We start from the raw sequence: 24,097 nt of genomic DNA on the forward strand, positions 1-24,097 counted from the left end.
TGCCCGACCGGTTCGCACGACTTCCATGTCCCCCTAAGCCGCGATCCGGAATGACTGCGAATGTAGCTCGATGATCATCCTTTCGAACCGATCTTTCAGGTCCTCCACGCAGTCGGCCGTGATCATGTACTGCTGGCTGTCGCCCCCTAGTTCGTATTCGAACGTCACTTCGGTACCGATGTTGTAGTAATAGTCCACAGGGATCGGGGCGCACTCGACGCGTGCTAGGCGAATGCCACGAGCGACTTTCCGACGCAGAAGCGTCTTCGCCGTCGCGGTCATCTCGCGCTCGCCCTCGGCACGTTCGAAGCTGTGATCGACGATCTGCTCGCCCGTGTCGCAAAGGTCCTTCGCGATGTCGGCCAACTCATAACCGCCGGCGCACTCGAGAAATCGTGAGTCACGAACGATCCGGACGGAGCCACCTACAGCGGGATTGGCGCGCCAGATGACGCATCCTTCACCGCTATGCGACAGGGTTTCGACGCTATGATCCCAATCGAGCGGACGGTCCTTCATCTCCCATTTGAGCAGGACAGACAGTACTTCGAATGCGTGCTGGAACTTCGTGTCTTCCATTGTAGCTTCCTATCTATTGGATTTCGAACTGAGATTTTCCGACATCGCGGACCTCCACCCGCCAACTATCTCCCTGCGCCGGGAGCTCCGGCAGCTAGTGCGGACCGGCTGCAAGAATGACGCAGGATGCAAGGTGACAGACGGAAGCTCTCGAGCTGTGATCAAGCGTCGTGACGTGATGGAGGTCACCTGCCCGAGATGGGTCGGAGCCGCGTGGATGCCCTCGTGAACTTTAAGAACTCATAGCGCTCGACGGGCACTACTTGACGTCACCTAGCCCCGCTGCACGGTGCTGCCGTCCTCGAAGTGCAGCTCTACCTTCGCCGCGGCCTCGTATCCGCTGCGCACCCTGCACGTTCGGAACAGAAGTGCGTCAGTTCGGAAGCTTGCGTTGGCGCTCGAGGGTAGGAGTCCGTTGATGGCCGCCGTGCATACCGCTGCGGATGCCGTACGTTCTGCCGCCCCTCGCTCGATCTGTTCCGCCGTGTCACATAGAAGCTCGGCTGCAGCCGTGAGATCTGCGAGGGTCGAGCAGTCAGACCATTTCAGTTCGTGACTAACGCAGACCGGCCCGCCGGCGCTGGGCTGTGCAGCCCAGACAAGCTGCTGTCCGCTTCGAATGGAAAGCGAATGGACGTCGCAATCCCAACTCAGCGCACGCTTGCGCATCTCCCACCGGAGCATCGACGAAATGAGTTCGATCACCTGCTGGGCAGTTTCATCATCCATCTGTCTATCCTTGAACCTTTAGTCAGGTCTTTTCCGCACCATGCGAGAACCTATCCTTCCAACCGTTAACGGGAATTAGTGCCGGCCCTGAAGCGGCGGCACGTTTTACCTCAATTTACCGACAGCCGGTTCGACATGCAGAATGACAATTCAAAGGAGACAGGTTCGCTTCAACCTCCGCTTCGGATCATCGCGGGCCATTATCTGTCGCGCACGACGCGGATCGTTAACACTTCTCGGCAGAGAAGCCGGTTGCGTCGGGACGGCAGACGTAGCAGTCTCGATGCAAGGGGAGCAGTTTGCCTACGCAGAACAACAGCACGCCGGAGGCGAGATCCCTCCGCGAGCTTTCGACCTCAACGAAGTTCGACACCTCGACCCATAAGGTCATGGAGCTGTTCTACGTCCCCGCCCTCGCCCGGTCGGTCACATATGACCGAGGCGTGGGCTTCTTCACGTCCGGATGGATGCGGATGGCTGCCGCGGGCCTGGCGGGTCTCGCAGAGAACGGCGGCAAGGCCAGGATCATCGCCAGCCCGAAGCTCGAGCCGGGGGATGTCGCCGCACTCGCCGAGGGAAGCGATGCGATCCGGGACGAAGCCCTCCGCGCCACGCTGCAGCGAAGCCTGGACGAATTGGAGGGAGCGCTGGAAACGGAGACGCTCGCCGCGATCGCGTGGATGGTCGCCGACGGCATCCTAGAATTCAGGGTCGCGACGCCAGCCAACGCGCTCGACGGCGACTTTCACGACAAGTTCGGAATATTCTCGGACGCAACAGGCAACGCCGTGGCGTTCCACGGATCACCAAACGACAGCGCCCATGCATTCCGCAACTACGAGTCCGTGAGCGCCTTTTACTCGTGGGTGGATGAGCGCGAAGCGCAGCGTGTCGCCGCTGAGACACGACGGTTCGAGCTTCTCTGGGAGAATGCCGACCCGAACGTCCGGATCTACGACATGCCGGAAGCGATCAGACGCAACCTCATCGAGTTCCGCGATCGGACGCCGCGTCCGTACCAGGCACAGAAGACGAAGCCTCAGGATAGCCGCTGGCGCCATCAGAAGCAGGCACTGGCGCGGTTTCTCGAGGAGCGGAACGGCGTCCTGGAGATGGCCACCGGCACCGGCAAGACCAGGACGGCCGTCAACATCATGAACGAACTGTTCGAGCGCAACGTGGCGAAGACCGCGATCGTAGCCGCGGCGGGCACGGATCTGCTAGACCAATGGTATGCTGTCCTCGCGGCGGAGGGACGGCCGGTCTACCGGGCCTTCGAGCGGTATCACGAGGCGCAGGGCTATCTGAACGACGCTGAGGGTTCCGTGCTGCTCACCTCCCGGACGAATCTCGGTGCGGTCCTACCTCGTCTTGCGAAACGGCTGACCGCCAACGGTCTGATCGTCTGCGACGAGGTCCATGGCATGGGGGCTCCGGCAATGGTCCGCGACCTACCCGGGCAGATCAAGCCCTTCGGCTGGCGCCTCGGTCTCAGCGCGACACCGGAACGGGAATACGACGCTGACGGAAACACGTTCATCGAAGAGGAGATCGGTCCGACCATCTTCAAGTTCGGATTGGAGAAGGCGATCCGACGCGGCATTCTGTGCGAGTTCGATTATCTCGAGCTCGAGTATGAGTTCTCCGCCGTCGACAAGGACGCGGTGAGGCAGGCCATCCGGCGCTATCACGCGCGGGCGCGGATGGCCGATGCGCCTCCCATCGAGAGCCTGTATCAGGAGATCGCGCGTATCCGTAAACTGTCGCGCGAGAAGCTGCCGCCGTTCGCCGCACTGATAGCAGAGAGGCCGGAGATCCTGGAACGCAGCCTGATCTTCGTGGAGACCGCGGAGTATGGGTTGGAGGTCCAGGACACCCTGATGCGAGCCGGGATCGACTACCACACCTACTATGCTGGCGACGACCGCGCGAACCTCGGACGCTTCGCGCGTGGCGAGCTGTCATGTCTGATCACGTGCCACCGCATCTCCGAGGGGATCGATATCCGTTCGGTCGGCGCAATCGTCCTGTTCGCCTCGGCGAAGGCCCAATTGGAGACCGTCCAGCGGCTAGGTCGCTGCCTGCGGGTCGATCCTAACGATCCGGGAAAGCGGGCGTTGGTCGTCGACTTCATCCGCACCGACGATGTGGGTCATGACGACGTTGGGGGTGAGGCGTCAGCTGACATCGGCAGGCGGGACTGGTTCCGCGCGCTCAGCGCCGTGACGAGGGAGGAATAGAGTGGCCGTTGACAGTGACGACAGCCTTGATCCGAACATCACGGCGGCCTTGGACGAGGTCCTCGTGCCGGGTGCTTGTGATCCAGCCCTCCTCGGCCGGTTGCGGAGGTTGATCGAGAATTGCCTCGCTGACAATTACGATCAGAGCGACGTCCTCGCCATGATCGAACTCGGCGTCGAGACGACCGACAACAGAGGCACGCCAGGTGGAGCTTAGGGTCGTCGGCTGGCGCTATGAAAACGTCCGCGGCGGAATCCGCGACGTCACCGTTTCACTCGACGGCGAGCCGCGCTGGACGCTTGTCCAGATGCCGAACGGCACCGGCAAGACAACGACGATGACGCTTCTTCGTGCGGTGCTGACAGGTGCCGATCTTACGCCTGACGAGGTGGTAGGATTGCGAGCCGACGACGACACGGAACACGGTCTGTTCGAATTGCGCCTCTCGATCGATGACAAACCGTACCGCGTCGAGCTGGAACTGGACTTCGTGGCCCGCCGCGCCACCTATTGGACGACCCGCGCCGCCCTTCTAGCCGGCGGGAGGGAAGAAGGATGGAACCTCCCTCCCCTCCTCCGCAAGCTGCTTACGCCCGAGTTCACGCGACTCTTCGTCTTCGACGGCGAATTCGCGAAGGAGATACGAGCGGAGGGACGTGATCGCACGACGCGGGCCATTAGGACCCTGTACCGACTGGATCAGCTGGATCAGCTGAAGAGCGACATCTCCAAGCTGGTTGCCCTGGAGCAGGCAAAGGCGGCATCGATCACGACGGCACGCGAGCAGAAGGGCGTCACCAGGCTGCAGAATGCGCTGAGCGAAGCGGAGCGCACGTTGTCGACGCTGCGGTCGAGGCTGAAGACCCTGCAGTCGGAGAAGAAGACGCGCGACGCGCGCCAAGCCGAGATCAAGGGTCGGATCTCCGAGCGAACGGCGCAGGATGAGAAGTTCGCGGCGCGTCGGGCCAAGCTCGACGCCGAGCTGTCCTCGGTATCGAGCCGGATCGCAGAACTTTCCGCGACATCGCTTGCGGCGATGCGCTCGCCGACGAAGATCAGTCCGGACCTTCTCGTCAGCCTCCGTGGCTTGGGCACGCGGCTCACGACGCTGCAGCTTCCGAAGACCATATCGCAGGAGTTCTTCCACGAACTGGCGCACGCCGAATTCTGCGTGTGCGAGACGAAGATTGGGCCGAAGGAGCACGACGCCATTCTCGCTGGCGCTGACAAATATCTCGCCGAGGACCAGATCACGATCATCAACCGGATGAAGCGCAGCGTCCGCGAAAGCGTCGCGACGGGTGACGAGTTCGCCGAGGCGTCGAAGGAGTTGCAGACGAAACTGCGCGAGCGGCGCTCGCTTGATCAGCAGCTCGAACAGCTGCAACGCGAGCAGGTCGAGGCAGGCGATGAGGAGCTCAAGTCCCTCCTGATCGAGCAGAAGCAGATCGAGGTCGACCTGGAACGGATCAGTCGGGAGGCCGGTCATCTCAGCACGACCGACCGGCAGACCCAACTGCTCTCGAGGTTGGACTGGAAGACGAACGTGGCGCTCTGTCGTGCAGAGGTAGAATCCTGCCAGCGGAAGTACGCCGCGGCCACCAAGACCGTCGAGTTCACGCGGTCGGCGGACAAGATCACTGCCTTGGTTGATCTCGTCGCGGAGAGTGCGCTGGACAAGCTGCGCGAGAGTGTTCGCTTGGCGACCAACGAGAAGCTCGCTCGGCTGGTCAAGGGTGAACCCCTCCGGGTCGCGCGTATCGGATCAGCCTTGGAACTTGAATCCAGCGGTGTGAGCGCAAAGGGCGGCGTCAGCGAAGGCCAGAGCCTGTCGGTTGCCTACGCCTTCATCACGTCATTGCTGAGCGCCGCTCCGCACAAGCTACCCTTCATCGTCGACAGTCCTGCGGTCTCGCTCGACACCCGCGTGCGGCGGGAGGTCGGCGAGGTCATTCCGGAGCTGTTCGATCAGATGATCATGTTCGTGATTTCGAGTGAGAAGGACGGTTTTGCCGATGCGTTCTACCCGCGGCAGGATGTCCGCTACGTCACGATCTGGAAGGATGACGGGGACGTGTCGCAGATGCGGGAGGGACTCGACGAGTTCAAGCGCTTCCACGCAGCAGAACCGGGGACCGTACAGTGAACTTCACGCTACCCGCCAAGGCGCGGCCGTTCTTTAAGACTATCGGTGACCAACGATCGCCACGGTGGCTGATGTTCGACAGTTGGTACGTATGCATGCTCGTTGGCGTCCGCGCGCGGACCCTAGGTGCGAAGGATGATCTCGAGGACGCCGAGTTCAATCCCATCTATCCCGACGATTACAAGCCCCAGGCGGACTTCATCGCCGGCTTGCTGATTGACGCCGAGTTGGATCGTAAGGGCATCAACGTGGCCGACAAGGCATCGGTCGAGCGCGAGATGATCCTGCTGCTGGATCCACAGAAGACCACAGGCCTCAGCGAAATCGGGGTCGAGCTTCTGAACCGGTACGCCGTGGCCGGTTTCGCCAAGCTCGACGAAGTGATGCTTCCACCGGCGACCGTGGAGGAGATGTTGGTCCGATATGCGGGCGTATGGACCGGGGGGGAGGACTGATGGCGGCTACTGAAGGTGGTTGGGGTGAGCTCGGCCATGACCTGTGGCGGCGGACGAAGCGCCCGCTGCGACACGCCACATTTGTTTCGTTCTTCATCGGTAGCGTCGTCGGCATCGGCGGGCTGGGCATCTGGGTCGAATTGATCAATCTCGGCAGAGGCGACAGTCCAGTCGATCTGGCCTCACTGAGAACCGCGTTGGCGACGTTCTTCCCCGCGCTCGTCGGCTCGACATGCTTTCAGATCATCCTCGGGCGGTATCTGAAGGCGCTGAAGGCCGTCACGTTCCCCGCATCGATCGCGCTCGCGGTGGTCGGCTTCTGGCTGATCTTCGATCGCGGACTCACCGCGCACAAGGCCATCACAATCGCAATCCTGGCTACGATCGTGTCGCTTTGGTTCTGGTGGATCGCAAACGCCGACAACCCGGACTTCTTCGATGAGACACTCCCCCTCGCCGCTGTCGGCGGTGATACGGCCCGTCCCTTGGACGGCAACTTGGATGGGTTCGACGCATGACTGAGACGGCAACCCGGTTCCCATACCGCACCAAGGCGCTGCGGATCCGTCAGGAGCTCGCAGAATGCTTCGTGGCCGCCCTGCCCGCCCGGCTGCTCCTCGACGTCTGCTTCAGCGACGTGCTGACGGCGGAGCACACCGACGACACGAAGAAGCCATACGTTCTCGGCGGCACGCAGCGCGAGCAACGCGAGAAGCGGCTCCAGGAGGTCGGCAGGTACATCGATCGTGATGACACCGCCTTTCCAAACTCGATCATTCTGGCGGCGAACTCACGTCCCAGCGACGGGACGACCGAGGATGCTCCGGACGATCAGGCCGACGAGGACGCCGAGGAGGAGGAGACGGGAGAGTCCGAAGTTGGCCCGGAAGATCGCAACCCGGCTGGCATCGACCGGCGGTGGCGGATCGAGGTTGGCGATGACGGCTGCCATGAGCTGGTAATCCCCAGCGAAAGCAAGTTGGCGGCAGTGGTCGACGGTCAGCATCGCCTGTTCGGTTTCACCAAGGCCGAGGTGCTTGAACGCCTCGACATGGACATGATCTGCACGATCTACCTGGACCTGCCCAAGTCGTTCCAGGCCCAGATATTCGCCACGATCAACTCGAACCAGAAGCCGGTCGACAAGAGTCTGACGTACGAGATGTTCGGCTACAACATCGACGACGAGGATCCATCGTTCTGGAGTCCGGATAAGCTGGCCGTGTTCCTCACCCGCCGATTGGGAAGCGACGAGGGCTCGCCATTGAAGGGACGCATCGTCATTGCGCCGAAGAAGGACGCAGCGTTGGCGGCCTTGACGGGAACGACGGGCTGGAAGGTGTCGACGGCCGTCATCGTCGAGGGGATCGCAAGGCTCCTTACTAGTAACCCGAAGAGCGATGCGAATAGTCTCCAGACCCCTAGGAAGGTCCGGCGAGTGGACATTCGTGACCGCCGTAAGGACAGGTCGCCGCTTCGGGAGGCATACTTCAACGGGCAGGACGTCGTTATCTATACGATGGTCCTGAACTACCTGACGGCGTGCAACGAGCTGTTCTGGGCGCTCGCGCCCGTCGACTCGTTCATCTACAAGACCGTTGGCGTCCAAGCGCTGTTCGACATTCTGCGCAAGTTGGCACCGGCGGCCTACGAGACGAAGGTGATCTCGGTTGACCACTTCCGATCGATCCTGAAACCTGCCGAGGACCTTGATTTCACGGAAGATCGTTTCCGCAACGCTTCGGGCTCCGGTCGCAGCATCATCCGGCGCGCCATCGAGGAAGAGATCGGACTTGGAAGATGACCTCGGTTGCCAGTTCTTCTTAGTGACCGCGCGCTCCATGATGGTAGTGCCTGTTCTTGCGGCCGACCCGGTACTGACCTCGTGACGGCGCTTCGTCCCGAGCGTGGCCGGCTTTCGCGGCTATCATGCTGACCAGATCTGACCCGACTCCACATTGAAGTAGAGGTCCGGGATTTCGAGACACGCGATCACGAAATTGGCTCCTTCGCCCTCGTGGCTCGTGACCGTGCCGACGAGAATGCGTTCATCGAGCGCAGGGTGGGCGATCACGTCAGTAACAGGACGTCCGATGGCGTTGATGCAGGTAGTCTCCGGAAGAACGTAGTCACTGACGGTCAGAATGGAGCCCGTCCAGGCCACACGGTCGGTGCCATCAGCGATCGAATATATCGCGCCTTCCTCCCAGCAGAGCTCGAAATCGTTTCCGAGGGTCAAATCGTTCCGCGTCATCATCGTCTGTAGGATCGCCATGGCGTTCCCCACTCGGGCAATCGCATTGAGCGACAGGAGATCGATCGTTCCGTCGGCGTTCGCATCGTCCAAACGGGCCCGGGCGACAGCACGCCGTTCAAGTGTTTCCATCGCCGTGACGAACAGTCTTCCCAGAGCCTCTTCGCTTCCGGTCGTCATGGGCATGTGACGACTCCGCAGGTTCTGCCCCAGCGTCTCAATCGTGACCACGAACTGCGCATCATCAGGTTGTTCCCAGAATCCGAACTGTGCGAGGTGTACGCTGACCAGCTTAACTGGCAGCCCGCGCCGCTCGCCATTCTCAACTAGCAGTTGCGCGCTCTTTGCCATGGACTGGAAGCGGGGAGCGAGGTCTGCCGCGACGTACGAGGCCCGCATCGCGTAGTCGCATACACGGTTCGCGACGCGGCTCTCATTCCCGGCGACTTGATGGTCCCCTATCGTTGGAAACAAGTCCGCGAGCATCGTAACTCTCAGTGCTATCTCGATGACGTAGTCTGCGTCCTCGGTGCACTCCTTTAGCATGGATGCCGTGGCTCCGGCGAACCTAGGGAAGTCGCCGGAACGGAGCGTTGCCAGACGACATTCGATCAGCGCCGCTATTCGACGCTCCCTCGCTGCGAAAGAATGGTAAGAGGTTAAATCGGCAACAGTCATTTGGGCAGCCTCCGTCAAGGAGGAACTCAAAGCCCCCTTGTGCTCATAGGATGGTCGGATACGCTCGCAAAGCGTGATGACTTCGTCGGCGAAGCATGGTGTTCCGGAACGGCCGCCCGGCTGGCAGCAACACAGTCAGATTTCCTAAGTTCGGATCAAACAGATGATTTGGAATGAGGCGGGTAGTACCGTTGACGTCCCCCCAAAGATAATCGGGGCGAGGCGGGCCGCACTCTCTGCGCCTACATGCGCTCCGGCACCCCAATGGCAGCCCTCTCCTCTTTGATCCAAACGCCCGAAGACTGGGATCCTGCGGTGATCGATCCCTTGCGATCGGTCGCGATCTGATCCCTGTCAAGGGTACGGATATCGGACGCTCGACGGGTTCGGTCCCGGGCACTTCGAAGTGATCAGCGCTGCCGCTCGTAGCGATGTCGAACTGTCTCTACCACGTGGTCGAGTTCCGCATAGCCGACCTCGAATCTTTCCGCAGCAGCGCGCAACTCCGTCGACAGCACCCGATCACCGAGGAGCTCGGCGACAATGATCCGGTAGAAGACGAGCCTACCCCATTCGCGCGACCCTTCGACCGTCAGCGTCAACCCTCGGTCCACGACAGGAACGGCGCGCTCGAGATCGAAGGCATCGAGACAAAGGGCGGTATCCGCCTCGATCAATCGCAGATCGTCGGCGTGAATGGTGCGAGCGTAGTCGACGAGCCGTCGTTCCCACCTCTTCCGGCCCCGTCCGCGGAGCAGACCTACAAGCCCCACCAGCAGGTTCACGTTCGTCCGGTCTGTACGCAAGCCGTTAGCGAAGGTGCCCAGCGCGGCCCGCGATCGCCCCAGTTCCGCCAGAGCGTCGCCCTTCGCCGCCAGGAGGTCGGGAGTGGCGCCGAAGGCGCAAATGACCTCGTCCACGTCCTCGAGCTGCCCCCGGTACAGATCGTCAAGGTTCCGTGCATCCCTGGTCTTCGCTTCGCCGACGACCCGATAGCCGCGATCGAGCAGCCCCTGTTCCGGATCATCGACAGGCGGGATGTGATTGGGATAGTGCCGGCGGGCCAACGCCTCGATGGCCTCATGCCAAAGCGCGCCGTAGAGTGAATCCTCGGAGGGCTCAGGCCAGAGACTGCGCCGCAAGATAGGTGCGGCGCGGGTTGGCCCATGCCGAAAGAAGAACGGTTGGCAGTCTGGCCGGGCTCGAATGTTTTCGACACCGATCGCCGTCTGCTTGATCGCGGACGAGGGAATGACCAGCGGAAGCGCACGGATCGGTCCGGGATCGTCCGGAAGATCTAGATCGCCCGGCAGGCCAACTCCGCCGTATGCAAGCGCCATATCCGTACGTGTACGAACGACGCTATGTCTCTTCGGCACCGCCGAATTCCAGAAGATCGCCGGGCGCAGGAAACCGCCGTGCTGCTCCGCAAAGCGGGTCTTCCCCCAATCGAGCCCGTCGATGGCCTTCGCAAGGCGATCATGCTTCCCGCGAGGCTGAAGGGGGCGCTCGGCCCGCTGTGCATCGAGGGATTCACGAAGGTCTCTCCAACTGGTCGCGAAGGGTATCGTAGAGACCACCCTTTCCTCTGCTTCCTCCAAGCCGAACCATCGGTCGCGATCGAATACGCGATCGAGGCTGCGCTTTTGAACGAAGAAGTCGAAGAACCCGATATCGGATTTTCCACGCTCGAAGAGATCATCGAGGTCGCGCATCCGGAAGGGAGGGGAAAGGCGTCGATCCGCACTGGAGTCGAACCGGTAGATGACGCCGATGCCGTCTACAACCTGATCATAGTGTGGGTAGCGCCTGGTTGCGAAGAAGCTCGCGACATCGATACTCTCTGTCACGTCGAGCGACTCTGAGGTTAGGCCGTACTGCTGGGCGATGATGTTTCCGAGACCGACGCCGGCCAGCCTGATCAGAAGCTGCAGCATGTCCAGACGGGCGAGAGCCTGCAGGGACAATCCGTCGAGTCGGTCGGGATCCACCTTCGCCATGGGCGAGGGATCAGACATGTCGGGGACGAGATGCCGATAAACGGACGGCACCATCACCGGATAGTCCTTCGTCTGCCCGCGATAGAGGAAGTCGGACCGATGTTCCTTCTTGAGCCACGCGGTGAGTGCACCGATGTTCTCGGCGGGGGCATCGACGTTGAACATCTGGAAACACCTTGCCTATGAGAGCCCTCGGACCTTCCAAGTCGGAACTGTCAGCGTAAACTAAGATTATCGAAGCCGGCATGCCACCGACGGCGGATTTCCGCCTAGCAGGATGCACCGAGAACGAAGCTAGGCGACATCCCTCCGTAGAATGAGCAGCCGCTCCTCAGGAAATTTCGCCCGAATAAACTCTTGAAGTCCGTCGGACATCGGCGGGGCAACTAGCACGACCGCCTTACCAAGCTCTCTGAGCCAGGCCACCCATGCATGAGCTTCGTCGACATCGGAATAGGTGATCCCGATGTCCCAAATGAGATGAACGACGCTGCATTGATCGTAGTCGGACGGTACAGGCTCTGCATGTCCCATCACGGCCTCGTAGTTGAGCGTGAATGTGCAGGGCGTTACCGCCTGGAGCTGCTTGATGGTTCTAATGAGCGCGACGGTGTAGCGATTCCCTTCGCTCGTTACCTCTGATTCAACGAAGATTGAACCCGACCAGTCGCGGAGGACTGTCGAGAGTGCCGCCTGCCCCCCTCTTCCGTTTTGGTGCCCGACAAGACTCAGCAGGTCGAACGCCGCGCCGTTGTCCGTCAGGTGTATTCGAGTGGGCTCCACCGTGAGCAGGGCCTCGGTCGCACCCCCGTACGAAGCTGCATTGCGGACGATTTCGGCCAGAAGCTCGCGGATCACATGCGTGGGCGCGGCTCCCCATACCTCATAGCTGCACGCTTCGATGAGTACCGTATCGATGCGATCGACCAGATCGCGAGTTGGACCGACGGGAAGATACAGAGGGGCCAGGGGATGGCTGATTGTGTCGTCGTCAGCGAGAACGACACTATCCCTCTTCAGGATCTGAGCGAGATGCGCCCTCCGCTCTGCCAGCCGCTTCCAGTGTCGGAGGGTCTCGACAGTATACGTCGATTCGTCGGTATCGATGAGTCTGCCGTCGGTGCCACACATCCAGATGCCGTTGTCCGGACCGTGAAGTTCCGTTTTATCACCGACTGGACGACGACGTCTGGCCGGGGGATTGGGCGACGCCGAAATGATGTGACTCGCCGTCGCGGTATCGGACCGTGCTGCTTCGCTTTCGGCGGAAGGGCCAGCCGTTGGCGCGCGGCATGCCGGATGCGAACAACGAAAACCTGCCCGATGGCCGATGATCGCTCTCGTCTTTTCGGTGAAGTCGTTCCCCTTACGGCTATCATTTGGCATCGTCACGAATGTCCTGTGGTTGCCTCGTCGCGACGGCGCTCAGGCTGCGTAGCGCCGCAGATCCGCTGCGGTTTCAACCAGAAGGTGAGCGAAGTTCCTCATGTCCTCCGCTTCCGTGAACCTACCCGGCGATACCCGGAACGCCTGCCGCGCTCGGGCCGTGTCGCCGAACATCGCAAGAAGGACGGAACTAGTTTGCACCTTCTCCGTCGCGCAGGCGCTCGATGCAGAGAAGCTGAAGAAGGGATTCAACCTGTGCATCAACGCAAGCGGTTCGACCCCTGGGATCGAGAGCGAGATGTTGGTCGCGATCCGTTCGGTGGGGTGGCCGTTGAGTTCGACGCCGTCGATCGCGCCCCGGGCGACCTCCAGGAACTTCGCCGTCATCGCGCGGAGCCGCTGGTCGTCAGCTGCCGCCTGCCGTCCAGCTACCTCAAGCGCCTCGCCGAGCCCGACGACGAGATGGACAGCCACGGTGCCCGGTCGAAGCCCCTTTTCCTGCCCACCGCCGAACATGATCGGCTGAACGCGCGCCCGCGGCGAACGGGAACGCACATACAGCGCGCCCACGCCCTTCGGCCCGTAGGCCTTGTGGCCCGATACGCTGGCGAGGTGGATGTGCTCGGCGGCGACGTCCACCTTCCGGTGCGCCATCAGCTGAGCGAGGTCGGTGTGGAAGAGCACGCCGCGACGCTCGCAGATCTCACCGATCTCACCGATCGGCTGGATGGTGCCGACCTCGTTGTTCGCACCCATGACCGAGACGAGACCGGTGTCCTCCCTAAGGGCGGACTCAACGGCGGCGGGGTCAACGCGACCATGCTCATCGACCCCGAGGACGGTCAGCTCGAAGCCTTCACGTTCCAGTTGCCGGAACGGCTCCATGACGCCGGGGTGCTCGATGGCGGTCGTCACCAGATGCTTGCGTTCCGGACGTGCGCGTGCGGCTCCGAGGATCGCGATGTTGTCGGCTTCGGTGCAGCTCCCAGTGAGGATGATCTCGTTGTCGCGAGCGTTAAGCGAGGCGGCGATCTGCTGTCGGGCCTTCGCTACGGCCGCCTGGGCGCGGTTGCCGTGCACATGCTCGACGCTGGACGGATTGCCGAAGATCTCCGTCAGGTAGGGCGTCATGGCGGCGACGACGCGCGGGTCGACCGCGGTGGTCGCGTTGTTGTCCAGATAGACCGGCCCCTTCGCGCCGTTCGTCACGAGGTCATGGCCAGACGGCCGAGATCGGCCGGAGACTTGGCGCGTACCGCAAGCGTGCCCACGCCCCTATGAATATGGGCGCGGAGACGATCGAGCAGTTCCTCGTCCGCGAGTTCGGGACCGCCGTCCTCCTGTTCGACGAAGCGGAGCAGTGCGCCCACCATGCCCGTATGCTCGCCGGTTAGAGTGTAGGCGTTGAACTCCTGCCCCTTGTCATCGGGCGCGAGTGAGGTGACGGGGCCCTCTTCCAGAGATAGCATGAGCGCGGCTCTGCAGAGCAGGTTGGGGGTGACCCCCGTCCTCTGCCTGATCGATCGTAGGCGGCTCGTCGCGTCCGCCGAGATCTTAAGCTTGCTGTAGCGCATGAACGACCTCCGTGTCGCCGTCCCCGAAGTAACCCGGTATCGCATGCGTAGAACGCAGCTCGTGGTCGTATTCGAGGCGGTAGGAATGGCTGATGCTGGGCGACAACTGCTCGAGCAGGCGTCCGTCGACCTCCGTGTCGGTCGAGAGGACGATCACTTGGTGGCTCGCCTCCGGGAAGTAGCGTTCGACGATGGTCGATCGATGTTCCGAGTCCAGTCGCGCCAACGGCGTGTCGATGATCATGGGCAGTGCGCGTCCACTCGTGCGGGCCAGGGCCCACAGCATGGCGATCGCGTAGACCTGCTTCTCCCCGGCCGACAGGCTGGACTTTCGGATCTCGCCACCGGACTTGTCGATAAGCGTCGCATCGAACGTCGAGCGATCGATGCGAACGTCGGCCACGAAATCGCCCTTACGCGCGAGATGGTTGAACCGCTCCACGAACTCCTTGCGCAGCTGCTCGATCTTGAGATCCAGTAGCCTTTCCTCGTACTGCTGCAGGGCTCGGCCGACCCGACCCGCCAGCGCGGCGCGCTCCTCGGTGGCGGCAGCCTCGGTCTGTGCCTCGATCGCCCGCTCCTTCTCGCGGATCAGGGTTGCGCGCTGGTACTCGAGACTGCGGAGTTCCTCGGTCCGGGCTTTGAACTGGGCCTCGATTACCCCAACGTCCTTCTCCGCGAGCAGAAGTTCGTCGAGCACGACGCCCGCCGCGTGACCGGATGCCCGCACGATCTCCGCATCGAAGCTCCGAAGGCGCTTCGTCAGGGCATCGAGGTCGGACACGAGCACCGACGCCTTGGCGGGCACCGTGTCCCGCGCTTCCGCGATCCGGGCCGTGAGCCTCCGCCGTTCGGCGGCATCGAGGCCGTCCAGCGTGGGATCGGCGACACCGGGACTGTCGGCGTCGGCCTTGAGGAAGCCTTCCAGATCCTTCCAGTGCGCATCCTTCCAAGTAGCGCCCCGCTGCGGATCGCCGCCGTCGCGCCACGCGAGCAGGCGGCGCCGAAGTGCGTCGGCCTCCTCTGCCGCGCCAGCGCTCCCGGATTTCGAAAGGGCAGCCGAGTACCTTGCCAGTAGCTTCGGGGCCATGGCGAATGGCAGCAGGCTACCGGCGAGATCGCGCAGCTCGTGCTCCCGCCTGCCGATCTGCTCCTTTACTTCCTTCCGGCTCGCTTCGAGCGACGCGCGCTGGTTGGCCGCGTCGCCTCCCTCGGCGATGAATCGCTGTCGGACCTTGTTGGCGGCGCCGGTCTGGGAGAGATGACGTGTGCTCAGCTCCGCGACGTCCTCCGACATGTCTCCGATCCGTCGCTCCAGAGCCGCTATGTCGCGGACGACGGTCTCCAGGCGGCCGGCGGCCGCACCGTCCTCCCGGCGGCTGCGTCGGGCGAGATACAGGCCGATGTCGGTCCGCAGACGTCCGACTAGTTCGATGCCGAGCAGGCCGCGGACCGCATCGGCGAGGCCCTCATCGGGATCATCCCTCGCGATGTCCGCGATCTTCTCGCCGTCGAAGAAGAAGAGCTGCGAGACGCCGGGTGGAATGAGTTCCTGAAGGAACGCGTGCCACTCGTCACGAGGCACGGTGTCGACCGGGGCTCCGTCCTTTTCGAGGGTTAGCGTCTCCACGGCCTTGGCGCCCCGAACCGTCCATCGGCGTGACACGCGGTACCGCTGCACCACACCCGCTTCGGCGTAGTCGAACTCCAACCCGACGGACGCGACCTTCGCGGGCTCGCCTTGGGCGCCGACGTGCACGCGGTTCCGTAGATGGACCTCGTACTCGGATTGGGCGACGCGCAGCCCGAGGGCGCGTCGTCCGTACAGTGCCAGACGAACCGCCTCGAGGAGCGTCGTCTTGCCGGCGCCATTGCGTCCGCCGATGAGAACGACCGGTCGACCCCGTGTTGGAACGAGGTCGATGCGCTGGCGACCCGCATATAGCCCGAAGTTCTCGAGCTCGATTGCCCGAAGGATCATCGCGCGCCGCCCTCAGCGTCGAAGGCCTCCTCGACTTCGGCTTCATCATCCGCGACGAGCACGTCGTCGGAAAGACCGAGCTTCCGACGCTGCTCGTCGACCACGATGTCCAGGTCCCGCCACTCGAGACGGAACGCGTCCTCGATGCGCGTGTGGACCGCGTGCCGCCGTTTGAGGCCATGCGATGCACGCTCGATGTCGAGAAGACGCATGACGAGGTCGGTCGGCACATCGTTTCCCGCGCAGATCTCGTCGAGCAGATCTCCGTCGTCGGCCGTGAACGAGACGGTGTCCTCCGCGACCCAGTCCAGATCCTTGCCCAGCGTCTCGCGGACGATGCGGGGCACGCTGTCGGGCCAATCCCCGCGCTCGGTGCGCCATAGGCGCCGGATCTCGTGAAGCTCGTTCTCACCGATCAGCGTGGGAGCCTCCCCGATCGGGGCTTCGCGCGCCACCTCGTTCTGCGTCTCGAGCAGCCGACGAAGAAGCGTACGGCAGAAGTCGAGGGTGTACGGCCCGGGCATGACCCGGTCAGTATTGGGAATGAAGTTGATCTGTCCGGTCCGGCGCCGGAAGTCCCGGAACTCGCGCTTGCGTTCGGGCACCTGTGTACCTGAGAGCAGATCACGGAACTCCAGCAGAGGCGTCAGCCATTCCTCACCGGAATCGATCATGGCCTCCATCGCCCTGTCGCGTTCCACGACGGTGCAGACCCAGCATCCGAAGCGCGAGTTGCCGCAGGACGGGGTGGTCGTGTCGACCACCAGAGGGCACTCTCCGGAAGAGGCGTTGCGATACATCGCGACGAGGTCGCGGTTGTCGTTGCCCCAAGGTGACGGGTTCTGGAGCAGGTAGGTCCATACGTCGTCGGTCGAGAAGGCGGCGATCGGCGCGTATACGAAGGCGTTCAGGAGTGACGAGTGCCGCGACAGCCGCGATCCTTCGATCTTGTGAAGCGACATCACCTGTGCGCGGGTCGACGACTCCTGCGATCGTACGCCGAGAACCATCACCACCTCGCCGAACTCCGCGACGCGGCTTTTGATGAACTCGTTGGCCGGCTCGATCTTCAGCCGCTCCGTGCACCAGCGGAACCGGCGCGATGGGGCGGGATAGCCTCGACCGATGAGGTTCACCCAGAAGCTGCGGTCGACGTCGGGGACCACCTTCTGCGTGATGATCGGCATGCCCTGTTCGATGGCCGCGGCGGCGATCCGTTCAAGCGTGACGTCGATGTAGCGGGATACGACCGGCGTTTCGACCAGCGTATCGGAGCTGATCACGTAGATCGTCTTGGTCCGCTGCTCCTTCGGCAGTGCGGTGATCGCGGTCCAGATGATCTGAAGCGCGGTGGTGGAATCCTTGCCACCGGAGTAGCCCACCACCCACGGACGGCTATCGGAGAGATAGATCTCACGCACGTCCTCCATCAGGCGGGCGATCGATTCGGGACCCGTGAGCTGCGGCTTGGCGGTTTGCTTGTTGTCTTTTTGCACGTCTGAATCCTAGTCCAAGTACCGGCGACAGTCAGTCGATTTGTTCACTTTTCGTCGCATCCGCGTAGCGCCCTGTGGATGACGTCCGCGGTGAGCATGACGCTGGTGCGCGACCGGTTGACCCGGCCACCCAGAAGCGCCCTACCCTCCCAGAGGCCCGTGTTCCCACGGGACCAGTCGATCGTGCCGAGGGCGAGAAGTGCATCCTGCCAGGAGGCGGGGCGCTCGGCGATCATCCGGGCGCCCGCGATCGCCATCGCCTCCATCGCGACCCCATGCGCATGTACCCGGTCTCGCCGCAACTCGCCCGCCGAGACCTTCCCCTCGCCGGCCAGTCTCCATTCCGGCATCGCGCCAACGACATGCCGCCAGAACTCGATGGCTGGCCCGGGTTGCTCGGCGGTCGCTTCCAATCCGGCCTCGTCGACCAGCGTAGCCGTCGCCGTGTGCAGGTTGCTGAAGGCGAACAGCTTTCGCGAGGTTCCGGAGAGATTGGTGCGCGTGAGATCGGTTAGATCACGGAAGAGCGGTATGGCCTCGACGACCGCCCTGGTGAGCCGCGCCGCGTCGTCACGGGCATCGTAGAAGAGCCGTAGCGATCTGGACGGCTTCACCCCATGCTGATTCAGATCGACGAACATCTGCTGCGACCTGGCGAGCCCGCCGTCTGGAAACAGAGTGACGGCGATCGTCTCGTCGCCGAGATGGGGACGCTCCTTCAAAGCCTCGACAATGCCGGCGCGACGGTGCTGGCCATCGTTGATGACGATGGTCGCGGTCATTTCGACGACGAGCGTTCCGATCGACCTCTCGCCGACGGCGGCTTCGAACTTCATGCCGCCATCGACCGTGGCCGACAGTGCCGACAGGACGTACTCGCCGGCGTTCGTCGCGATGTAGCGTGCGATCGCGGGTACGCGGCCCTTGTTCAATCCCCGTTGCGCGCGAAGCGCCGTCGGCAGCTCCTCCTCGTCGAAGCGGAAGAGCCGCTCGACCATCCTGAGCGGGACCATCGCCACGTAGTAGGCGCGGCCCGCCTGCACGCCGCGGATGGCGGCGAAGCTGTAACTGTTACTCATCGTTTTTCCCTTCCAAGCGGTTCAACCGCCCGACGGGCTCGAGAAATCTATCTTCGAAAACGGTGCGGACATGCAGTCCGTCCACGCTCTCTCCAAAACCTAGCTTGGCGAGCTCGGCCAAGTGCGGATGCGAGAAGGTCACCCTGCGGCAACCGCTGGCGTCGGAATCCTCCACGAAGAGGCTGCTACACAGGACCTCTCCTCGCTCCACGCGGGAGAGCTGCGACGCTGATGCGCCACAGGTCGCTGCAAGCGCGCGGAGGCGAAGGCCAGCATGAAGACGCCCGATCCGAAGCGCGCGGCAAAGCTCCATCCGCGGATCGCCGTCACGCATCGCGCCGCCGGTTCGGCAGCGGTTTGGCGATCGGCCCCGGATGGCAACATCGTCCCATCCGAGGTCTAGGGCGCCGAGAAGCTGATCCATCGTCCCCGGCTGAGGCCACGCCCGGCCTCGCTCGATCCTGCACAGGGTCTCCCGCGCGATCCCGATACGGTCGGCGAGGGCCTGCTGCCCCCCAAAGCGAATGCGCCGTCGTGCCGCGACGATGTCGCCCAGATCATCCCGCAGCGCTGCGAATCCGTTTGGTAGGCGCATCCTGGAGCGTTGCATGACGACCATCGCTGTTTGGGGGATGTGACGTTGTTGCTTACCGTTGGAGTGCGCAACGTACAATGCAGATCCGAAGGCCACACGACGCGCTGCCTTGCAGATTGGCGACTGAACGTTTGGATCGTCCCCGATCGATGTCGGAAGGCGCCTCCGCTATTGTCGGAGTTCGACAGCGGACGGAATTGTTGAACCCGTTGCCGACGACTGCCTCCGGTCAGCGAACGATAGGATGCGAGATGCGACCGCACGGCGGTCCATGCGTACTGGTGCTCGCCGGCCCGGGCAGGGAACGCCCCGCCGAGGTTTTGATCCGAATGTAGACGATGCCGATCATCGGAGCCGACGGAAGATGGTCCTCAACCTGCGATTCGTGGTGAACACGCCTTCCGAACATTCGCCGAAACGCCTATCGCCGATGAATGAAGATATTCTGGTCTTGGCAAAGCGACACGCCGCAGTCTGCCGGACGCCATTTTGTCCGTGACGTTCTAGCCGAACTCGCAAGAGACCTGAACGGTATCGATGGAACGGAGGACGCCGAGCGTCCGGACAGCGAGGAGGACGAAGGAGACCCGCCGTTCGCCGACGATGGAAGCATCGAGGTTGACCATGACACGCGAGGTGTCGGCGGATCGCCTCCGATCGCCGAGACCATTCTCCGAAAAATCCGCGACTGCGCCGTGCTCGTCGCGGATGTCACCCCGATCATCAGCACCCCTGCGGGAAAGCGCGTCCCGAACCCCAACGTCATGCTCGAACTTGGCTATGCGGTGCACGTTCTCGGCAATGAGCGGATCGTTCTGCTCATGAATGGGGCGCAGGATGCCGCGCTGCGACACCTGCCCTTCGATCTCCGTCATTGGAGGGCACCGATCGTCTATAAGTTGCACAAGGACGCGACGGATGAACAGAGGCGCGAGGTAGCGAGCGAACTGAAGTCCGCGCTTCGCACACGGATCGCGCCCGGTCTCAGGATTGCCGAAGCCGCTCAGCGCGAGGATGACCGCAGTAGGAACAGGGCTCCGGAGCTAAGCGTCACCATCGATGGCGAGGGTGACGCACCACGTGAGGTGTCGCAAACGGTAGTGTCACTTGGAGTGAAGACGCTCGACCAAATCCGCTCGGATACGCCGATCCTTCCTCTTCCGAGGTCCCGAAACGGGATATTGGGAACTGCGACGTCGCCGCGAATGGGACAGTCGAGCATACTCGCCGGACTTGCACGCGCGAAGCCTGTCAGCCAATGGACCATCGAGGAGACCGAGGGCTACAACTCGTTTGTCCGGCATTATCATTCGTCTTACGAGCGTTATCTGGAACTCCGTGAGGACTACGCGCGCCTGCTACTCCGGAGCTTTCAGGTACAGTTGAAGGTCGAGAACACGGGATCGTTGCCAGCAACGGCGATCGATGTGGACGTGACCTTCCCAGCTGGGATTATCCTTTACGAGAACGACGAGGCGCCTTTGGTTCCGACACCCCCTGAGGCGCCGCCCTTGCGGCCGTTGGCTCCAGGGACTGCCATCGTCCGACAACTGCCCGTCGAGTTTGAAAGCCCTGCCGCCCGCATGTGGCTCCCTCGATCGACGCACGTGCATTCTGGGGAGCGGCGGATCCACTTCTCGACGGATTTGCTCAAGCACCACCACAGCGCCGCGCTGGACCCCGTTCTGCTGTCATTCGTAACCGCCGCCGATATCGCGCCGTTCGATGCGACATACATCATCACAGCAAGAGAGCCGGTCGACGCGATCGAAGGAAGAATACATTTCGAAATCATTCGCCGGGACGGTTAGCGCTCAAGGAAGTCCCCGGGACCACGTTGACGTCAGTCGAACAACATGACGTCGCAAGTCTCATGACGTTCGAAGCAAGCCGCCAACCCAGGCTTTCCGGCGATCTCGACCTCGCGATCGAGACGATCCAGGTATTCGATGACGTATGTTGCGGACTGCACTCCGCGATCCCAGAAGATCACTGCGAGAGGTAAACCGAACTCTTTCGCCGTTGCCTCAAGTCTCGCGATTTCGGTCCGCTCCAAACCGAACGTCAGAGAGCCGTCCGGCGCCCGCTTACTTGGATGCTGACACTTGGAGTCGAGTAACAGACTGGTACCTTGAAACGCCACGACTAGGTCAACGCGCTTTGCGCCAAGCGCCCTGAGCCTCGTGGACTTGGTCGCGCGGTCCTGCTCGACGAAGAACCAGGAGACGTCACATTGATCAAGCAACCGGCGGGTAAGGTCCTCGCCGGCATCTCCTGCCTGTATCGGCGTACCCGACATACGGGCGAGCGTCGACCGAAAGTGCTCCATGCTTACAGCGCGCAATGGCAATCCTTAGATGAAGTTGGGAATGATCCTGACGACCAACCCTGTCGTATCGGTTCACCCTGTCAACAAGAGTTTGGAAGCGGCTTTTACCGGCCGTGATTCGACGAAAGGCCGCGAAGACGGATGATCTGCGGATAGAAAAATGAGGTCCGGCTATCCCGAACGGATGGCCACGACCGCCCTGCCTTCAATCAATGTTTGTAGACATAGGAATCCTGGATTCGAAGAGCTGCGCCGATGTCCGTGCGGCCTTACTCCAATCTCCGCCCTCACCACCTAGATGGCCGAGGTTCGGCCAGCGTCCCCGACGCTTCATGATGCAACCCTTTTACTATGCTTCAACGGGCGCAATGAGCGGAAGCTACACGACTTGCGTGATTCCACACGTCAATTTGTTTCGCCTCATCACTTCTTGTTCGGCTTAGAGGCATGATTGGCCCACCCTCCGATCAGGCTGGTCAGGTCGTACTCCTCGAGAACCTGCGCGCGACAAGCATCGCTTGCCAACGTGATGAACGACAGGATGCATCTATCCGCCGAGCACTCGAAGTTCACATATTCGTGGTCCAGATGAGGTGCCGCGACCTCCCATTCGAGGGCGTTAAAATGCTCCGTACTCTGTCCGACTATGCTTTTCGGGAGGCCGGTGATGAGAGCGCGCGCTGCGACGGTGATGTCGTGGTTCGCTTGTCGGTTGCGCATGCGCACCGAATACCCGCGCTCTACTACGAATATGGCGGTAGGTCGCCCCATGGAGGCAACGGCGCTCTCAACAAAATGTGCAGAAGCTGAACCTTCGTAATCAGCTTTGTACGCGATCACGAAGGCGAATGGAGCAGTCCGTGTACGTTCCGCTTCATCATCATCTTCATCGTCATGCACGTAATCGAAAACGGTATTAGCTGCTTTGGCCATTGCTCTCATCGAGCCTGCGGTCTTGGTTTCGGCAACCAGTTCTGCAAGTCCCCGCAACTCCATGACCTTTTTCGAACAATCTCCAGCCGTCGTCTCGGACAAGGTCGATTTCACCTCAACGATTCCATAGACATCTTCATAGGGTACGATCCGCACCGCTCCGTCAGGTGATTTCAGATAGGCCGGAGCCCGCTGCCTATCGTAGAAGATTACGTCGAATTCAGAACTCAGGCTGACGTCCAAAACGCCGTTAGACATGTGGGGATACAGTATATGACCCTTACAGACGCCAATGGACGACCCGAGGCTTTCGCGGAGATACCGTACAACCATGGCTTCTCGGGGGGCGCCTTGACCATCTGGTCTGCCGCCACCCTCGCCCCACCTCAGCGCTCCGATGAAATCATGAGCGTAGGCTGCGGCGATCGCAGCCAGGTTCGGTCTGTTTCGCGTGCCGGACAACTTAGTGCTTTCTATCGAACAGATTCCAGAAGGCATCCTACCGCAACTAACGCGGATACAAAGCTCAGATCTCGCCAGCCGCCGCTTCCGGCCACGGCCGTCGACAGACGCTTGTCGACGCCGGTGACGTCATAGTCGTCGATGTGGGTCAGGTACTTGACGTTCAACGAGGCCCACCTTCCTCCGCCTGCCCTCCGTGACCCATGAATTCCGGTTCTAGGAGCGTTCACCTCCGGTGCCACAATCGGTCGGACGATGGTTGGGTCAGCCATTCCCTCCGCGGCCTTCGAGCAGATCGGCGTGTTGCTGCAATGCGGTCTGAAGGAAGTCGCGGAGGAGCCTCACGCGGCGGGTGGAGCGAGTTTCCGAATGGGTAAGGAGCCATACTTCGCCGTCGCGTTCGATCGGGCAGCCCTGCACGCGGGCCAGAATGGGATCGGCGTCACCGAGGAAGCACGGGAGGCGGGCGATACCCATCCCCGCGCGGGCCGCTGCGAATTGCGAGCGCATGTCCGCAAATCGCACAGGGGTCGGCGAAGCGCTCAATCCTGCTGCGGACGGCCAGGTCACCGGGATCGATGCCCCTTCGCGTAATAGCCATGCCGGTTGAGACGCCGTGTCATTCGCGATGAAGTCGCGGTGATAGTACCAGGCAGAGTGGAAGCCGTGCGTGCGTGAACCGATGAGATAATCAGGGATCGACGAGGCGTCCAGAACGACACGCAGCGCAACGTCGGCCTCCCGGTTGCTCAGGTCGGCGAGTATGCCTGACGCGGCGATCTCCAGGCCAATGTCAGGATGATCGGTGCGGAAGCGAGTGATGTCAGGCATGAGCAAATGCGTCGCGAAGGACGGTGGCATGGTGAAGCGCAGCTTGCCCGATACGCTCTGATCCAGACCGAAGACGCGAGCTTCGATCCGGGCCGAGGCCGTCTGCATCTGCTCCGCCAGCTCGACGATGTCGCTGCCGGCATCAGTCAGCCGATAGCCGGCCGGCAAGCGGTCGAAGAGTTTGACGCCCAGAGCCTCTTCGAGACGCGCGATGCCCCGGAGGATCGTCGCATGGTTGAGGCGAAGCCGGTCCGCCGCTGCTCTGACCGTCCCTCCCTGAGCGACGGCGAGGAACATGCGAACCTCGTCCCACTGCCTCATTGGTGCGCTTTCGCATCGGAGGGATGCG

23 protein-coding genes and 1 pseudogene are annotated in these 24,097 nt (G+C 62.1%); 8 read left to right on the top strand and 16 right to left on the bottom strand.

All coding sequences use genetic code 11. The annotated features are described in order from the left end of the window. Nucleotides 1-33: 33 nt before the first annotated feature. Nucleotides 34-579 carry a hypothetical protein gene (locus FSB78_RS10460; RefSeq protein ID WP_147082480.1) on the bottom strand — a complete coding sequence of 182 codons (546 nt, stop codon included), beginning with the start codon at nt 577-579 and terminating at the stop codon, nt 34-36. A gap of 273 nt (nt 580-852) precedes the next feature. Continuing rightward, nucleotides 853-1,308 (bottom strand): hypothetical protein, encoded by a 456-nt coding sequence (locus FSB78_RS10465; protein ID WP_147082481.1) that lies wholly within the window; start codon nt 1,306-1,308, stop codon nt 853-855. 299 nt (nt 1,309-1,607) lie between these two features. Here FSB78_RS10465 and FSB78_RS10470 point away from each other — a divergent pair, with 299 nt between their 5' ends. Genes FSB78_RS10470 through FSB78_RS10495 form a run of 6 tightly spaced genes read left to right on the top strand, consistent with a single transcriptional unit; the run spans nt 1,608 to nt 7,954 of the window. Beyond that, nucleotides 1,608-3,548 carry a DEAD/DEAH box helicase family protein gene (locus FSB78_RS10470; protein WP_199743163.1) on the top strand — a complete coding sequence of 647 codons (1,941 nt, stop codon included), beginning with the start codon at nt 1,608-1,610 and terminating at the stop codon, nt 3,546-3,548. 1 nt (nt 3,549) lies between these two features. Continuing rightward, nucleotides 3,550-3,765 carry a hypothetical protein gene (locus FSB78_RS10475; protein WP_147082483.1) on the top strand — a complete coding sequence of 72 codons (216 nt, stop codon included), beginning with the start codon at nt 3,550-3,552 and terminating at the stop codon, nt 3,763-3,765. Next, nucleotides 3,755-5,695 carry an AAA family ATPase gene (locus tag FSB78_RS10480; RefSeq protein ID WP_147082485.1) on the top strand — a complete coding sequence of 647 codons (1,941 nt, stop codon included), beginning with the start codon at nt 3,755-3,757 and terminating at the stop codon, nt 5,693-5,695. Before FSB78_RS10475 ends, FSB78_RS10480 begins: the two co-directional genes overlap by 11 nt. Beyond that, the gene (locus FSB78_RS10485) at nt 5,692-6,150 is read left to right on the top strand and encodes a hypothetical protein (protein WP_199743164.1); all 459 of its coding nucleotides are present in this window, start codon (nt 5,692-5,694) and stop codon (nt 6,148-6,150) included. The genes FSB78_RS10480 and FSB78_RS10485 overlap by 4 nt, the downstream gene beginning before the upstream one ends. Beyond that, nucleotides 6,150-6,668, top strand: coding sequence for a hypothetical protein (locus FSB78_RS10490; protein ID WP_147082488.1), 519 nt, complete (start codon nt 6,150-6,152; stop codon nt 6,666-6,668). Before FSB78_RS10485 ends, FSB78_RS10490 begins: the two co-directional genes overlap by 1 nt. Next, on the top strand, nt 6,665-7,954 hold the full coding sequence (locus FSB78_RS10495) for a DGQHR domain-containing protein (protein ID WP_147082490.1): 1,290 nt from the start codon (nt 6,665-6,667) through the stop codon (nt 7,952-7,954). Before FSB78_RS10490 ends, FSB78_RS10495 begins: the two co-directional genes overlap by 4 nt. Before the next feature lie 123 nt (nt 7,955-8,077). Here the strand turns inward: FSB78_RS10495 and FSB78_RS10500 are convergent, their stop codons facing one another. From FSB78_RS10500 to FSB78_RS19775, 9 genes are all read right to left on the bottom strand, one after another. Next, nucleotides 8,078-9,082 carry a hypothetical protein gene (locus tag FSB78_RS10500; protein WP_147082492.1) on the bottom strand — a complete coding sequence of 335 codons (1,005 nt, stop codon included), beginning with the start codon at nt 9,080-9,082 and terminating at the stop codon, nt 8,078-8,080. Between the two features lie 410 nt (nt 9,083-9,492). Beyond that, entirely contained in the window at nt 9,493-11,247 is a 1,755-nt protein-coding gene (locus FSB78_RS10505; RefSeq protein ID WP_147082494.1) for an FRG domain-containing protein, read from the bottom strand. A 129-nt stretch (nt 11,248-11,376) separates the two neighbouring features. After that, nucleotides 11,377-12,474, bottom strand: a complete 1,098-nt coding sequence (locus tag FSB78_RS10510) for a hypothetical protein (protein ID WP_147082496.1) — start codon at nt 12,472-12,474, stop codon at nt 11,377-11,379. A gap of 33 nt (nt 12,475-12,507) precedes the next feature. Continuing rightward, the gene (locus FSB78_RS10515; RefSeq protein WP_147082498.1) at nt 12,508-13,677 is read right to left on the bottom strand and encodes a cysteine desulfurase family protein; all 1,170 of its coding nucleotides are present in this window, start codon (nt 13,675-13,677) and stop codon (nt 12,508-12,510) included. Continuing rightward, complete coding sequence (gene dndE, locus FSB78_RS10520; protein WP_147082500.1) at nt 13,674-14,042, bottom strand: DNA sulfur modification protein DndE; 369 nt, start codon at nt 14,040-14,042, stop codon at nt 13,674-13,676. The genes FSB78_RS10515 and dndE overlap by 4 nt, the downstream gene beginning before the upstream one ends. Next, complete coding sequence (gene dndD, locus FSB78_RS10525) at nt 14,023-16,023, bottom strand: DNA sulfur modification protein DndD (protein ID WP_147082502.1); 2,001 nt, start codon at nt 16,021-16,023, stop codon at nt 14,023-14,025. Before dndD ends, dndE begins: the two co-directional genes overlap by 20 nt. Continuing rightward, complete coding sequence (gene dndC, locus FSB78_RS10530; protein ID WP_199743165.1) at nt 16,020-17,519, bottom strand: DNA phosphorothioation system sulfurtransferase DndC; 1,500 nt, start codon at nt 17,517-17,519, stop codon at nt 16,020-16,022. Before dndC ends, dndD begins: the two co-directional genes overlap by 4 nt. A 44-nt stretch (nt 17,520-17,563) precedes the next feature. Further along, nucleotides 17,564-18,598: a DNA sulfur modification protein DndB gene (gene dndB / locus FSB78_RS10535; RefSeq protein ID WP_147082504.1), complete on the bottom strand. Its 1,035-nt coding sequence runs from the start codon at nt 18,596-18,598 to the stop codon at nt 17,564-17,566. Further along, entirely contained in the window at nt 18,591-18,932 is a 342-nt protein-coding gene (locus FSB78_RS19775) for a helix-turn-helix domain-containing protein (RefSeq protein WP_422396727.1), read from the bottom strand. The genes dndB and FSB78_RS19775 overlap by 8 nt, the downstream gene beginning before the upstream one ends. On the opposite strand from FSB78_RS19775, the gene FSB78_RS19650 reads away from it, so the two are divergent. Next, nucleotides 18,873-19,001, top strand: coding sequence for a hypothetical protein (locus FSB78_RS19650; protein ID WP_277872710.1), 129 nt, complete (start codon nt 18,873-18,875; stop codon nt 18,999-19,001). The genes FSB78_RS19775 and FSB78_RS19650 overlap by 60 nt on opposite strands. A 42-nt stretch (nt 19,002-19,043) precedes the next feature. Here FSB78_RS19650 and FSB78_RS19780 read toward each other — a convergent pair. Continuing rightward, nucleotides 19,044-19,217, bottom strand: a pseudogene (locus FSB78_RS19780) (hypothetical protein); the annotation flags it as partial. 410 nt (nt 19,218-19,627) lie between these two features. Between FSB78_RS19780 and FSB78_RS10545 the strand changes: the two are divergent. Further along, nucleotides 19,628-21,004, top strand: coding sequence for a hypothetical protein (locus tag FSB78_RS10545; RefSeq protein ID WP_147082509.1), 1,377 nt, complete (start codon nt 19,628-19,630; stop codon nt 21,002-21,004). A 32-nt stretch (nt 21,005-21,036) separates the two neighbouring features. Here FSB78_RS10545 and FSB78_RS10550 read toward each other — a convergent pair whose 3' ends face one another. The 4 genes from FSB78_RS10550 to FSB78_RS10560 all read right to left on the bottom strand — a co-directional run bounded on the left by FSB78_RS10550 (nt 21,037) and on the right by FSB78_RS10560 (nt 24,069). Continuing rightward, nucleotides 21,037-21,537 (bottom strand): hypothetical protein, encoded by a 501-nt coding sequence (locus FSB78_RS10550; protein WP_147082510.1) that lies wholly within the window; start codon nt 21,535-21,537, stop codon nt 21,037-21,039. A 408-nt stretch (nt 21,538-21,945) separates the two neighbouring features. After that, nucleotides 21,946-22,953, bottom strand: a complete 1,008-nt coding sequence (locus FSB78_RS10555) for a DUF6602 domain-containing protein (RefSeq protein WP_338419968.1) — start codon at nt 22,951-22,953, stop codon at nt 21,946-21,948. Further along, nucleotides 22,929-23,084, bottom strand: coding sequence for a hypothetical protein (locus FSB78_RS19135; RefSeq protein ID WP_158638002.1), 156 nt, complete (start codon nt 23,082-23,084; stop codon nt 22,929-22,931). Before FSB78_RS19135 ends, FSB78_RS10555 begins: the two co-directional genes overlap by 25 nt. Before the next feature lie 97 nt (nt 23,085-23,181). Further along, complete coding sequence (locus FSB78_RS10560; protein ID WP_147082515.1) at nt 23,182-24,069, bottom strand: LysR family transcriptional regulator; 888 nt, start codon at nt 24,067-24,069, stop codon at nt 23,182-23,184. Nucleotides 24,070-24,097 lie beyond the last annotated feature (28 nt).

The sequence above is a fragment of the Sphingomonas ginsenosidivorax genome (assembly GCF_007995065.1).
GTDB classification, from domain to species: domain Bacteria; phylum Pseudomonadota; class Alphaproteobacteria; order Sphingomonadales; family Sphingomonadaceae; genus Sphingomonas; species Sphingomonas ginsenosidivorax.